Here is a 13229-nt window from a genome sequence, read left to right on the forward strand (position 1 = left end):
GCGTCACGCTTTGATCAGCCCGGCGGCGTGCAGGGCGTCGGCCGCGACGGCGACGGTGTCGAAGGACAGCCCCGACCGTTCGGCGACGTCGAGCAGACTGTGCTCGCCGTCCGAGAGGTTGAGCACCCAGAGCATGGCCATCTGCGCCTGCTTGGTGTCGCTGCGCCCGCCGAGCGCGTCGTACAACCCGCGACGGCCCAACTGCGGTTCGCCGTAAGGGCTGAGGTTCAGATAGCGCCGGTTGCGGTCGAGGACGGCGAACGCCTCGCGGCAGACGGCGAGGGTGTCCGCCATCGCCTCCGCCGACACGAAGTCCGGGTTGTCCGCCGAGGTGTGGTACTCGGGGTATCCGGCGTACGGGGTCCGGCTGAGCGAGCCCACGCCGAGGTTGAACCCGGGGGAGCAGTACTGCCGCTCGTCGTAGCCGTACGGAGTGAACTCGTTGACGGAGTGCGGGCGTTCGGAGGCGGAAAGGACGTGCCGCAGTACCCGGTCGATCTCCGCGTCGCCGCGCCTGCTCTGTTTGTACGTCAGTTGGCCCGAGTCACCCGCGCAGGCGAGCACGAGGCCGTGCTTGACCTGCTCCATCCGCTCCTTGTTGCGGGCCAGCCAGGTGATGGCCCCGACGGTGCCGGGCGCGTAGATGAACCGGTAGGTGTAGTACGGAGTCGTCGTGGCCAACTCCCTTGCCAGGTACGTCGCCACCGCGATGCCCGCCAGGTTGTCGTTGGCCAGCGAGGGATGGCAGAGGTGGCAGGAGACGATCACCTCGTCGGGCACCTGACCGGGGACCACGTGCTCGGCGTAGGTGAGATGGCCGTCGGCGAGGGTCGAGTCGACGCGGACCTCGTAATCGCCGTCCGGCATCGCGTCCAGGGTCTCCTGGGCCAGGCAGAATCCCCACTCCGGCTTGTAGTAACTCGTGCGGTACGGCACCCAGCTCGGGTGGTCCGGAAGGGTGTGCAGGTGTTCACGCAGCTCGGACAGCGGCATGGTCGCCGACACCGGCACGCTGTAACCGAGCACGTGCAGGCTGGACTCGGCGAAGTCGACGATCCGCCGGCCCTCGGTGTCGGCGATGTACGCGTCGCGGATGTTCCACTCCTGCGGCACCGTCCAGTCGAGCACCTGCGTCCCGGTCGGCACCTCGTGCACCTGCAACGGGACGTACTCGCCGACGATGTCCAGGGTGGCGCGCACGCCGTCGCCGGTGATGCTCCGGCAGAGCGGGTACAACCGCTCCACCAGAGCGTGCATCTCCTCACCGGCCTGCGTCATCGGCGCCGCCGCAGGGTGTCGTCGACCGCACCGGCCTCGGACGCCGCGCGCAACACGGCGAGGCGGGTGAAGCGCTGCTCGAAGTCCTCCCGGGTCAGGTCGAACTTACGGTAGGCATCGGCGAGTTCGAGCGCGCCCTGCTGCACCGTCCACTCGCAGTCGAAGCCGGGAATCGCGGCGCGGAAGCGGGAGAAGTCCACCCGGTAGGACCGCGGGTCGGCGCCGTTCTCGCCGGTGATCCGCACCTTCGCGCCGGACACCGCGTCGGCGACCTGCTCGGCGATCTCGGCGACCGTGACGTTGTTGACCTCGCTGCCGATGTTGAACGCCCGGTCGTGCACCGCCTCTTGAGGCGCGTCGAGCGCGGCTGTGAAGGCCCGCGCGATGTCGGCGGCGTGCACCAGCGGGCGCCAGGGCGTGCCGTCGGAGAGCACGAGCACCTCGCCGGACAGGAGCGCGTGACCCACCAGGTTGTTCAGGACGATGTCGGCGCGCAGCCTGGGGGAGTAGCCGAAGGCGGTGGCGTTGCGCATGAACACCGGGCTGAAGTCGCCGTCCGCGAGCGCGTGCAGATCGTCCTCCACCCGGACCTTGGACTCCGCGTACGGCGTCACCGGGCGCAGCGGGGCGTCCTCGCCCACCAGGTCGCCGCCCCCCGCCGCGCCGTAGACGGAACAGGTCGACGCGTACAGGAAGCGCCGCACTCCGGCGTCGCGGGCCAGCCGGGCAAGGCGTACGGACGCGTGGTGGTTGATGTCGTAGGTGAGCTCCGGCGCGAGTGACCCCAGCGGGTCGTTGGAGAGCGCGGCCAGGTGGATCACGGCGTCCACGCCGGCGACGTGTTCGGCTGTGACGTCGCGCAGGTCCACCCGGTGCCCCTGCGGGTCCGCGGGCGGCGGGCCGAGCACGCAGTCGGCGAACAGACCGGCGTCAAGGCCGACGACTTCGTGTCCGGCGGCCGTGAGTACCGGGGCCATCACGGTGCCCAAGTAGCCCTGGTGTCCGGTGAGCAGTACGCGCAAGGTTCATTCCTCCAGATCGCAAGTGCCGAGATCGAGCGTGAGTTTGGTGACGGCGAACGCCTCGGCGTACCGCGCGTGGCATTCGATGCCGCGGATCCGCGCGAGCCCGAGGAAGGCCTCCCGGTCGTACCAGGGCCGGTGCCGCTGCGAGGGGTAGTGCTCCTGCAGCAGCCGCACCTTGTGTTCGGCGGTCTCCGTGGACAGCGGCTGATACGCGGCCATGCGGCCCAGGTCGCCGTCCCACTTGACGATCTCGTAGCCGAGCACGAGGTGGTCGCGGAAGGCGGTGGGCATCAGCAGCGCCAGGCCGCGGTGGTCCTGGTGCGCGTCGTCCGTGCGCGGGGCCAGGACCAGGTCCGGCTCGGTCTGCCCGCGCAGTTCCTCGACCGCGGCCTTGGCCTCGTCCCAGTGCACGGGCATCCGGCCGTCCGGCAGCTTGAGCACGGTGAGCCGCAGATCCGCCCCGGGACAGAAGGCGGCGAGCGCGGCCCGCTCCTCCTGCTCACGCTCACCGCCACCACCGGAGAGCACCAGCGCGTCGACACGGATCCCCGGCCGCGCGAGACACATCGTGAGGAGCGTGCCGCCCGCGCCGATCGCGATGTCGTCACAGTGCGCGCCCACCGCGACGATCCGCTCCAGGCGCCCGGACCCGAGCCGGATCACGCGCCCACCCCGGCGGGGTCCCGCTCCCACACGGCCCACGGGCGGTCGCCCCGTGCGTAGGCGGAGTCGAGCGCGGCCCGCTCCTTCACGGTGTCGGTCGGCTTCCAGAAACCGCGGTGCTGGTGCGCCACGAGGCGGCCCCGCTTGGCCAGTTGGGCACACCCGTCGGCGACCAGGTCACCGTTCTCCGGTATGTGGTCGAAGACTTCCCTACGGAGCACGAAGTAGCCGCCGTTCTCCCACAGCGGCAGGTCGCTCACCGCGGTGATGCCCCCCACCAGGCCGTCCTCGCCCAGCTCCACGCAGTGGAACGAGGACTGCGGCGGCACGACCATCATCGACGCGCCGGCGTCACGCCGGGCGAACCGGTCGATCATCTGCGGCAGCGGGGCGTCGGTGAGTACGTCGGCGTAGTTGGCGAGGAACATCTCGTCGCCGTCCAGGTGGTGCCGCACCCGGCGAAGCCGCTCGCCGATCGGCGACTCGATGCCGGTCTGCGCGAACGTGATCGTCCAGTCCGATATGTCGGTGGAGAGGAGTTCGGTCCGCCCACCGCGCAGCACGAAGTCGTTGGACGTCGTCTCCTCGTAGTTGAGGAAGAAGTTCTTGATGTGGTGCGCCCCATATCCGAGACACAGGATGAACTCCGTGTGCCCGAAGTGCGCGTAGTAGCGCATGACATGCCAGATCAGCGGCCTGGGGCCGACCATCGCCATCGGCTTGGGCACGTCGTCGGCGGCGCCGCTGCGCATCCGCATCCCGTAACCGCCGCAGAACAGTACGACCTTCATGCTGTGGCCTTTCCAGATGGGGCCTCGACGATGCTGAGTTCAGGGATCGGGAAGACCAGACGGCCGCCCCAGTCGTGTACGTAGGACAGCTGCTCGACGAGCTCGGCCCGCAGGTTCCAGGGCAGGACGAGCACGTAGTCCGGCCGGTCGGCGGCTATCTGCTCGGGCGCCAGGACCGGGACGCGGGTGCCCGGCGTGAAGCGGCCGTGCTTGTAGGGATTGCGGTCGACCGTGTACGCGAGCAGGTCGGGCCGGATGCCGCAGTGGTTGAGCAGGGTGTTGCCCTTGCCCGGCGCGCCGTAGCCGACGACCGTCTCACCGCGCTCGGCCGCCGTGATGAGGAACTTGAGCAGATCGCGGCGCACCTTGGCCACCCGGGCGGAGAACTCGGTGTAACCCGACAGCTCCTGCAGCCCGGCGGCCTTCTCCCGCGCCAGCACGTCGGTCACCCGTTGCGTGGGCTCGCCGGCCACCTCGGCGGGCCGGGCCCAGAGCCGGATGGAGCCGCCGTGCGTGGGCAGCAACTCGACGTCCACGAGGGCGAGTCCACCGCTCGCGAGCGCCCGGATCGCGGACGCGACCGTGTAGTACTGGAAGTGCTCGTGGTAGATCGTGTCGTACTGGTTCTCCTCGATCAGGGTCAGCAGATGCTGCACCTCGATGGAGACCCAGCCGTCGTCGGCGACCAGCGAGCGCAGACCCTGGGTGAACCCGACGACGTCGGGGATGTGCGCGTACACGTTGTTGGCCACGACCAGGTCCGCCGGGCCGTGTTCGGCGCGGACGGCCGATGCGGTGTTCGGGCTGAGGAACTCCGTGAGCGTGGGCACGCCCGCGTCGCGCGCGGCGGCGCCGACGTTCACCGAAGGCTCGATCCCCAGGCAGCGGATCCCCCGGTCCACCACGTGCTTCAGCAGATATCCGTCGTTGCTCGCGACTTCGACCACGAAGGCGTCGCGGCCGATACCCGCCCGCTGTACGGCGTCGGCGACGAACGTACGCGCGTGCTCCACCCAGGAGGTCGAGAAGGAGGAGAAGTACGCGTACTCGCTGAACGTCTCCTCCGGAGTGATCAGCGGCGGTATCTGCGTGAGCCAGCACTCCGTGCAGACCCGCAGATGCAGCGGGTACGCAGGCTCAGGACCGTCCAGTTGGTCCGTGGCGAGAAAGCTCTCGCACGGCGGTGTCGCCCCCAGATCGACGACGCTCTCCAGCGCCGCCGAGCCGCAGAGTCGGCAACGTGTCATTTGCTGCCCCCCATTGATTCCGTCCGGCCCGCGATCGCGGAGCGGTACCCCTCCATCAGGCGCTCAAGGCCGACGGCAGGGCTGAACCCCTGCTCGTACCGGCGCCTGGCGGCCCGGCCCATCTCCTGGTTGCGGGCCGCGTCGACCGTGACCCGGCGTACGCAGTTCGCGAGCGAGGTGGCCTCGCCCGGCCGGTGCAGCAGCCCGCTCACGCCGTCCTCGACCAGTTCGACGAAGGCGCCGTGCCCCGCGGCGACGGTCGGGACCCCCGCCGCCATCGCCTCCACGACGACCAGACCGAACGCCTCCAGCCACGTCGAGGGAGCCACCACGGCCACCGCCCGCGCGATGGCCTTCTGGCTCTCCGCCGTGTCGCACAGGCCGACGCAGCGCACGTCGTCCCGGCCCGCGGCCCAGGCCCTAACCTCCCGCTCCAGCGGCCCCGCGCCGGCGATGACGAGTGGCACACCCACACCGCCGTCCGCGGCGATCTCGTCCCACGCGGCCATGAGAAGCCGCACGCCCTTGGCCTCCGCGAGCCGGCCGAGATAGAGCAGATGCTCGCCCGCGCCCTCGCGGCGGATCTCCGGCTCGGGCACGAAGTTGTGCTTCACCGCGAGGCGTTCGGCCGGCATGCCGGATTCCACCAGGACGTCGCGCTGCGCGGCGGAGATGCAGAAGAACCGCTCCACGCCGGACCACCACCGCCGCCGGTTGACCGAGAGGCTCAGCGCCAGCGGCACCGTCGCGAGCCGGGAGTCGCGGTAGCAGCCGTGCCGCACGGCGGGCAGCGGCGCCGCCGTCCCGACGCACTCGGTGCACGGCCTGCCGTCCCGCTGCAGTGTGCCGGGCGGGCAGACCTGGGTGTAGTTGTGCAGCGTGGCGACGGCGGGCACGCCCGCGTCGGCGCAGGCGGCGAGGACCGCGGGGGACAGGAGCGGGAAGACGTTGTGCACGTGGACGACGTCCGGCCGCTCGGCGCGGAGCCGGGCGGCGAGCTCCTTGCGGACCGCAGGGTTCCACGGCACGAGCAGCGGAACGGTCGCCTTGGACAGGAGGGAGCGGGCGGCGATGTCGTCGCTGCGCCGCTCGAACACCTCGACCCGGTGGCCGGCCGCGCGCAGCAGCGCCACCTCCTGGTCGACGACCTTGTTCTCACCGCTCGGCTGCGCCGAGGCGTAGCGGTTGTGCACCACGAGGACGTGCATGCTCACAGTCGCCTCCGATCTTGGGCCCAGCGCGGGATACGCCGCCGTGGCACCGCGGGCTTCGCCAGGGGCGTGGCCGCGGCGGGTGTCGCGAGGAGCGAGGCGGCCAGGGCCAGATGCAGCAGATACGGCGAGGCGTCGCCGAGGCCCGCCTCGGTGTACGACGCGATCGCGCAGTAGCTGATCAGGAAGATCGCGCACGCCCGCGCAAGGGACGGCGGTCGCAGCAGCGCGACGCCGCCGAGGATGGTGATGAACGCCGTCACGAGGGTGACGCCGGCCCAGCCCTGCTCGTGGTAGACGGCCAGCCAGCTGTTGTCGATCGGCAGCCCGCCGAACGACTTGTCGCCGAGGCCCATGCCGAACAGCTTCTCCCCGGTCGTCCGGGGCGCGGCGAGGAGGGCGTCCCAGACCTTGGCCCGGCCGGTGAGGCTGGTGAGGTACTCCTGGCTCTGGCCGCGCAGGAACCACGCCCGCAGCAGCGGGGCGAACCCCACCGCGGCCACCGTGGCGACGACCACCGCCCAGGTGAAGAACCGGCGGGCGGCGGCGCTCGTCAGGACGAGCGAGCCGATCGCCAGCGCGAGCCCGATGAGCATGCCGAGGGTGGCCGTCCGGGTATGGGTCAGCGCGAGCAGGACGAGCGAGGGCACGATGATGACCGCCGCGCTGCCCCTGTCGGTCCTGCGCCCCAGCAGAAGCAGCACGGTGAGCCCGATGATCACCGCGGCGTACTGGCCGATCTGCGGCGGGGTGAGCGGCCACAACGCGCCGACGAGCCGCCCGCCGTAGACATCGGGCAGGGCCGCGCCCGGCGAGATGACCGCGCCGGCGGCGACCGACCCGAGCACCGCGAAGTACATGCGGATGTGGTGCCGGACGAACGTGTCGCTACCGTCCCACCAGCGGCTGAGCAGCCACAGCGTGCCGATGAAGAGAGCGAGGCGGGTACAGCGGAACAGCGCGCCGAACCCGGACACCAGTTGCAGGCTGGAGATCACGCTCGGCACGAGCAGCAGGGTGAGCAGCAGCAGGAACGCGCTTGCGTGGATGCGCAGCCGCAGATTGAGCGCGAGCGCCAGCGTGAACGCGCCGACCAGCGCGCCCATCGTGACCAGCTGGATGAGGGAGCGGGGCAGCGGGATGATGATCTCGGCCCCGGCGGAGCCGAGCGTGTTGAGGATCAGCAGCCCCCAGACGGCCCCGACGAGTTTCGGTGTGCCGGGGCGCGGTTCGCCGCCCGTCCGCGTGCCCCCCGCGTCCGCTCCGTCCGGCAGCCCACCGCGCCGCAGGTCCTGACTCATCTCACTCACCGGCCCGTGCACGGAGGGTGCTGCTCGCGTCCTGCTCGTACGGCGCGCCCTGCCACTGCCCGAAGTCGAGCACCCGGCTCGGGTCGTGGGCGACGAACTTCCACGGACCGATGTAGACGTTGTCGCGCCAGCGGTTGCCCTGCTTGTGGGTGATGGCGTCCGCCACCCGATCGCCCTTGTACGGCGACCACTTCGGGTAGGTGCCGTAGTTGGCGAGGACCGCCATGCGGTCGCACATGGCCGCGCACTTGAGGACGGACTTGTCGAGCACGAACCGGTTGGTGTGGATGTCCACCCGCTGGGTCTTCCACCGGCAGTCGGCGTAGAGCGGCTTGGTGGCGATCTTCGGCTGCGCGCAGCGGTCGGTGTTCTTCTCCAGCAGCGTGCAGTCACCGGAGGAGGTGTTGGCGGGGCTGTTGCAGAACCGGTCGGCGTTCTCCCACAGGGTGATCCCGGACCAGTTGTTCTCCAGGAGGTTCCGGTAGACCTCGATCTTGTCCGTGCGGGCCCGGACCCGTGGTTCGCCGCCTGACTCGGACAGATAGAGGGTGGCGAAGGGGAAGGTGTCGCCGCCGGAGGCCCCCTTGCGGCCCTCGACCCAGTTGTTCCGCCGGATCGTGTTCTTCCGGATGACCGCGTTGTAGCTGGTCTCATAGATCAGGGCGGCACCGTCGTTGGCATCCAGCACGTTGTCCTCGATGCGGAAGTCGTTGTTGTTGGTGTCCGCCCACAGCCCGGTCCCGCGGTTGTCGTGCACCCAGTTGCCCCGGATGTCGGCGCCATCGACCGCCCAGAACTTGACGCCCCCGGTGCAGCCGCAGCCCTCCCGCCGCCGCTCCCAGTCGCCGGTGTTGTTGCCCACGATCTCGTTGCCCTCAAGGACCAGATCGCGGAGCGGGCCCGTGCCCTTGTACGCGTTCATGCCGTACTGCCCGTTCTCGCGAAGGCAGTTGGCGCGGACCTGCTGGCGGGCGCCGGCCATCAGCCCGGCCCCTGAGTTGTGCTGGATCTTCGCGTGCTCGATCACCCAGCCGTCGGCCGAGTCGTGGTTGACCACGCCCTGGTCGTGCGGCGCGACGAAACGCTGCACGGTCAGATGGCGGATGGTGACGTCACGGGCGTCGCCGCCGAACGCGTACTGGTTCTTCTTCCGGCCGTCGAGCACCGCGCCCGGCGCGCCGAGGTAGCGGTTGCCCTTCTTGGGGATGACTTGGGCGTGGCGGTCCGGTTCGAGCGTGTGCTTGCCGGGGCGGAGCCAGAAAGTGGTGTTCGCAGGGCTGCTCCTGGTCTTCGCTGCCAGGTCGTTGACCACCTTGGGATCGACCGTCACCGCGCCCGCCGGCGCCTTCGTCGGCCCGGCCGCGGGCTTGGCACACACCCGCGCCACGGCTCGCGCCCCGGACTTCGCCGGAGCGGGCGTCTGCTCCGCCCGCTCGCCCGGCGAGCTCTCACAGCCGGTCGCCACCAGCACGGCCAGCGCCGCCACCGGCAGAGCCCAGTTCCGCCACCTCATCCCGCCGCCCCCTGGCCCCGGAACCTGAGCACGGTCGTGAACCCCTGCGTGCCGTCGGCGAAGCCGGTGCCGACCAGGGTGGTGGCGGGTTCCTTGCGCCCGAAGCCGGCGGAGTACCAGCCGAGCGGCGGGTCGCTCTCGCCGTGGTGCGCGCGCCAGGACAGCTGCTCGGGCAGGTCGAGCACCGCGAAACGGTCCTCGCCGTCCCGGGTCCAGGTGAGTACCGCCCAGTTCCCCACCAGGTCCGCGGCGATCGCCGGGCCGAGGTGGAACGCGAGGCGCACGGCCGCCCGGCCCCTGCCGCGCACCTCGTCGACCACCCGCAGCTCCTGGCTCGCGGCGGTCAGCTCCACCCGGCGGCGGTGCACGGAACGCTGGTATCCGTCGTGCTCGGCGCACCAGTGGGCCACACTCTCGGGGGATGTGCCCACGTCCAGGACGCGGCTGCGGGCGTGCCGGGTCCAGAGGAACGGGCCGCCGGAGACGGACTGGTCGGCGCCGTTCAGTTCCAGGGTGTTGTGGCCGAGGGTCGAGCGGAAGTACTGCCGCCACTCGGGCTGTCCGTGGTAGCAGAACGTCCCCGGGTCGGCGAGCACGTCGACCCCGTCCTGCCGGACCTCCACGGACAGCGCGTCCGCGTGGGCGTGCGCGGCGATGGACAGGAAGCCGTGCGGGCCGCCGTCGCAGCGGCACCAGATCCCGTCAGGACCGCGCAGGATGGTCATGCCCGCGTCCGCGAAGTGCCCCGGTTTGGCGGAGGGGCGGGCCACGGCCGGTGCGGTCCCGCCCTTCGCGTAAGGGCGGATGAGCGCGGCGAGCAGGGGGGTGCGCACGTCGGTTCCGGTCACCTCCGGCCACCAGGCGAGGCGGCCGAACACCGCGTCCCCGGTGGCGAGCAGCGAGGCCCAGCGGTCGGTGCCCGCGCCGTCCACGATCAGGCCGTGTCCGTCGTCCGCGTCCCCCTGGCGCGGCGGCCGCAGCCGGTTGTCCACGACGGCCGCGAGCGCGTCGGTCATCCGCAGCAGCACCAGGCGCAGCGTCGCGGGGACCGGCACGTCGGCGGCGTCCGCCTCGGCCACCGCGGCAAGGCCGAGCTCCAGGACGAGCCCGTGGTACTCGCTCGCCAGCTCGCGGTTGAGCCCGGAGAGGAAGGTGTTGCCGCGCAGCTGCCGCTCGAGCGACCGCAGCGCGTCGTTCCGCCAACGCTCCGATGAGGGAAACCAGTTGAACGCGCAGGCCGCGGCGAACTGCCCGGCGGCCTCGGCGATGATGTGGTTGTTCGCAGAAGAGCCCCGGCTGGGGAAGCCGGCCAGCCAGCGCTGGTGGTGCCAGATCTGGTTCAGCGCCACCGGGTTGTCCTCGAAGAGACCGGCCGCGCCCGGCCAGCCGTCGAGCAGCCTGCGGACCCACACCCAGGAGAGCAGCCGGATGCCGAGCTCGATGCCGCTGATCCAGTGCACGCCGCGCAGCGGCGGGTTGGCCGCCCACCACGACCGCAGGTGCTCGGCCACGCGCTCGGCGTACCGCTCGTCCCCGGTGACCGCGTAGGCGGCGGCGAGCACGGTGAGGTACTGATGCCGGGACAGCTCCCAGATCTGCTTGATGTCCCCGACCGCGTCCTCCTGGCGGTACGGAAGGTCGAAGGCATAGCCCCACGGAGCATGGCGCCCGGTCTTCGGGTCGTACCACCAGTCCGGGTCGGCCAGGTCGTCGCGGGCCACCCCGAAGTACTCGGCGTGCCCGGCCATCAGCAGCTCCGCCGCGTCGACCAGACGCTTCGCGGCATCCGGCGGCACCGCGGCGAGCGCCGCGGCGGGCAGCACCGCGGTGAACCGCGCGCCGCTCACGCGCGGGCACTCGGGCCGCGCCGAGCGCCACCGGCGCCTGCGCACCGTGTCACCCACCCGGCCCGCGACCTCCCGCGGGCCCATGCGGGACAGCCGCCGCAGGTACCAGACCGGATTCCCCGAGTTCACGGTCATCGCGCCCCCGTCAGCGCCACCGGAGCGCCGCACGCCAGGCCTGCCTGCACGGCGAGGGTGGCCGCCGTGGTGGCGACGAGGGACTCCAGTGGTACCGGCATCGGCCCGCCGGTCCGCACGGCCCTGACGAACGCGGCGAGTTCGGCGTTCTGCCCCTTGTCCCTGGCCTTGGGCAGCCGCGAACTGACCCACCGCTTGGGGCCGTGGACCGAAGCACGGACGAAGTCGTCGAGCCGCAGCACCTTGCCGTCACCGACGAGGTCCAGCGTCTCCTTGGGAAAGCCGGGCGCACCGTTGGTGACGTAACTGATGGTGGCGGTGGACCCGTCCGGGTAGCGCAGCACGACCTGGAGGTCCTCGTTGCCGGAGGTGGCCACCGCGTACACCGAGACCGGGTCGGCCCCGAGCAGCCAGCTCGCCGTGTCGATGAAGTGCCCGCCCTCGCCGACGAACCGCGAGCCCTCGGCGCCCTGTTGGAGGTACCAGCTGCCGTGCTGCAAGCGGCCCGCGTTGACCAGATAGCGCAGGTTCGCCGGACCGCTCCGGGCGCCGAACCGCTTCTTGGCCTCCTGGAGCAGCGGCGAGAACCGGCGGTTGAAGCCCACCTGCAACCGGTCGTTGCCGGACTCCTCCACGGCCGCGAGCACGCCCGTCAGCTCGTCGTCGGAGAGTGCCAGGGGCTTCTCCACGAACACCGACTTACCGGCGAGCAGCGCCCTCCGGGTCAGGTCGGCGTGCGAGCTGTGCCGGGTGACCACGAACACCGCGTCGATGGACTTGTCGCCGAGTACGGCGTCGAGATCGGTCGTGGCGTCGGCGAAGCCGAACTTCCGCTTGGCGTTGGCCGCGGACAGCGCGGTCGTGGTGACGACCGTGGACAACTCGACGCCCTCGCGCCCCGCCAGGTGCGGCAGCAGCATCGACGTCGCGTAGTTGCCCGCGCCGACGAACGCGAGGCGTACGGGTGACTTGGTGGCCCGTGGCGTGGCGGACACCTGGCCGCTCCCTCGCTTCACCTCGGGCACGGCCACTGCCGGGGCCTCCGATTCCGTTTCCCCCGTCTGCTCGGTGTAGCGGAACAGCACGGCCACGGCCTTCAACTCGCCGTCCTTCAGGCCCTGGTAGGTCTCCACGGCGTCATCGAAGGCGGCGATGTGGGAGATCAAGGGCTCCACGTCGACGCGGCCCCGGGCGGCGAGATCGAGGAAGCACGCGAGGTTGCGGCGCTCGGTCCAGCGCACATAGCCGATGGGGTAGTCCCGGCCCTCCAGCTCGTACGCGGGGTCGTAGCGCCCCGGGCCGTAACTGCGGGAGAACCGGACGTCGAGCTCCTTCTCGTAGTACGCGTTCCACGGCAGGTCGAGGCTGCACTTGCCGATGTCGACGACCCGGCCGCGGTCGCGGCTCAAGTGGGCGGCCAGCTCGACGGGCTGGTTGCTGCCGCCGCCGGCGGCCAGATACACCTGGTCGACGCCGTGGCCCTCGGTGAGCTCCGCGACGGCGGCCTCCACGGCGGCGGACGCGGGGTCGCCGCAGGCCGCGGCGCCCGAGCGCTCGGCGAGTTCGCAGCGCGCCGGGTCGGGATCGACTCCGACGACGCGGACCCCCGATGCGGTGAGGAGCTGCACCACCAACTGCCCGATGAGACCGAGGCCGATGACGAGCGCCACGTCGCCGAGCTGCGGCTCGCCCCGGCGGACGCCCTGCATCGCGATCGACCCGACGGTGCCGAAGGCAGCGTGCCGCGGCGCGAGACCGGCGGGAACCGGCGCGTAGAGGTTCTTCGGCACCCAGTTCAACTCGGCGTGCAGCGCGTGCTCGTTGCCGGCGCAGGCCACCAGGTCCCCGGGCTTCACATCGTCGATCCCGGCGCCGACCTGCTCGACCACGCCGCACAGCGAATAGCCGAGCGGGGTGTAGGAGTCCAGCTTGCCCATCACCTTGCGGTAGGTGGCGGGCACCCCGTTGGTGGCCACGCTCTGCATGACCTTGGCCACCTGGTCAGGACGGGAGCGGGCCTTGCCCACCATCGACATGCCGGCCTCGGACACCTTCATGAGCTCGGTACCGGTGGATATCAACGAGTAGGCGCTGCGGACCAGCACACCGTCCGGCTTGCACCCCGGAACCGGCACATCGAGCAGCGCCAGCTCACCACTCTTGTAGTTCTGTACGACCTGCTTCACCCGAGCTCCTCTTGATTCACCGT

At 71.1% G+C, this 13229-nt stretch carries 10 protein-coding genes; all 10 read right to left on the minus strand.

Features of this window, described 5'->3' with window-relative positions:
• Nucleotides 1–3: 3 nt before the first annotated feature.
• From ABXJ52_RS32520 to ABXJ52_RS32565, 10 genes are read right to left on the minus strand one after another with little or no spacing between them, the layout of a single operon-like run.
• Nucleotides 4–1278 (minus strand): DUF4910 domain-containing protein, encoded by a 1275-nt coding sequence (locus ABXJ52_RS32520; protein ID WP_367046989.1) that lies wholly within the window; start codon nt 1276–1278, stop codon nt 4–6.
• Nucleotides 1275–2300 carry an SDR family oxidoreductase gene (locus ABXJ52_RS32525; protein WP_367046991.1) on the minus strand — a complete coding sequence of 342 codons (1026 nt, stop codon included), beginning with the start codon at nt 2298–2300 and terminating at the stop codon, nt 1275–1277. Before ABXJ52_RS32525 ends, ABXJ52_RS32520 begins: the two co-directional genes overlap by 4 nt.
• A 3-nt stretch (nt 2301–2303) precedes the next feature.
• Complete coding sequence (locus tag ABXJ52_RS32530) at nt 2304–2966, minus strand: PIG-L family deacetylase (RefSeq protein ID WP_367046992.1); 663 nt, start codon at nt 2964–2966, stop codon at nt 2304–2306.
• Nucleotides 2963–3757 carry a glucose-1-phosphate cytidylyltransferase gene (locus tag ABXJ52_RS32535; protein WP_367046993.1) on the minus strand — a complete coding sequence of 265 codons (795 nt, stop codon included), beginning with the start codon at nt 3755–3757 and terminating at the stop codon, nt 2963–2965. Before ABXJ52_RS32535 ends, ABXJ52_RS32530 begins: the two co-directional genes overlap by 4 nt.
• Nucleotides 3754–5004, minus strand: coding sequence for a class I SAM-dependent methyltransferase (locus ABXJ52_RS32540; RefSeq protein WP_367046995.1), 1251 nt, complete (start codon nt 5002–5004; stop codon nt 3754–3756). The genes ABXJ52_RS32535 and ABXJ52_RS32540 overlap by 4 nt, the downstream gene beginning before the upstream one ends.
• Nucleotides 5001–6212, minus strand: a complete 1212-nt coding sequence (locus tag ABXJ52_RS32545; protein WP_367049435.1) for a glycosyltransferase — start codon at nt 6210–6212, stop codon at nt 5001–5003. The genes ABXJ52_RS32540 and ABXJ52_RS32545 overlap by 4 nt, the downstream gene beginning before the upstream one ends.
• A 2-nt stretch (nt 6213–6214) precedes the next feature.
• Nucleotides 6215–7516, minus strand: a complete 1302-nt coding sequence (locus tag ABXJ52_RS32550; protein WP_367046997.1) for an O-antigen ligase domain-containing protein — start codon at nt 7514–7516, stop codon at nt 6215–6217.
• 1 nt (nt 7517) lies between these two features.
• Nucleotides 7518–9038, minus strand: coding sequence for a right-handed parallel beta-helix repeat-containing protein (locus tag ABXJ52_RS32555; RefSeq protein ID WP_367046999.1), 1521 nt, complete (start codon nt 9036–9038; stop codon nt 7518–7520).
• Complete coding sequence (locus ABXJ52_RS32560; RefSeq protein WP_367047002.1) at nt 9035–11020, minus strand: alginate lyase family protein; 1986 nt, start codon at nt 11018–11020, stop codon at nt 9035–9037. The genes ABXJ52_RS32555 and ABXJ52_RS32560 overlap by 4 nt, the downstream gene beginning before the upstream one ends.
• Nucleotides 11017–13206: a bi-domain-containing oxidoreductase gene (locus ABXJ52_RS32565; protein WP_367047004.1), complete on the minus strand. Its 2190-nt coding sequence runs from the start codon at nt 13204–13206 to the stop codon at nt 11017–11019. The genes ABXJ52_RS32560 and ABXJ52_RS32565 overlap by 4 nt, the downstream gene beginning before the upstream one ends.
• Nucleotides 13207–13229 lie beyond the last annotated feature (23 nt).

Origin of the sequence: Streptomyces sp. Je 1-332 (genome assembly GCF_040730185.1) — a bacterium.
Taxonomy (GTDB): domain Bacteria; phylum Actinomycetota; class Actinomycetes; order Streptomycetales; family Streptomycetaceae; genus Streptomyces.

Excerpts from the sequence above, each read along its gene's own strand:
- ABXJ52_RS32520 (WP_367046989.1), bottom strand. The coding sequence starts at position 1,278 with ATGACGCAGGCCGGTGAGGAGATGCACGCTCTGGTGGAGCGGTTGTAC.
- ABXJ52_RS32535 (WP_367046993.1), bottom strand. The coding sequence starts at position 3,757 with ATGAAGGTCGTACTGTTCTGCGGCGGTTACGGGATGCGGATGCGCAGC.
- ABXJ52_RS32540 (WP_367046995.1), bottom strand. The coding sequence starts at position 5,004 with ATGACACGTTGCCGACTCTGCGGCTCGGCGGCGCTGGAGAGCGTCGTC.
- ABXJ52_RS32545 (WP_367049435.1), bottom strand. The coding sequence starts at position 6,212 with ATGCACGTCCTCGTGGTGCACAACCGCTACGCCTCGGCGCAGCCGAGC.
- ABXJ52_RS32550 (WP_367046997.1), bottom strand. The coding sequence starts at position 7,516 with ATGAGTCAGGACCTGCGGCGCGGTGGGCTGCCGGACGGAGCGGACGCG.
- ABXJ52_RS32555 (WP_367046999.1), bottom strand. The coding sequence starts at position 9,038 with ATGAGGTGGCGGAACTGGGCTCTGCCGGTGGCGGCGCTGGCCGTGCTG.
- ABXJ52_RS32560 (WP_367047002.1), bottom strand. The coding sequence starts at position 11,020 with ATGACCGTGAACTCGGGGAATCCGGTCTGGTACCTGCGGCGGCTGTCC.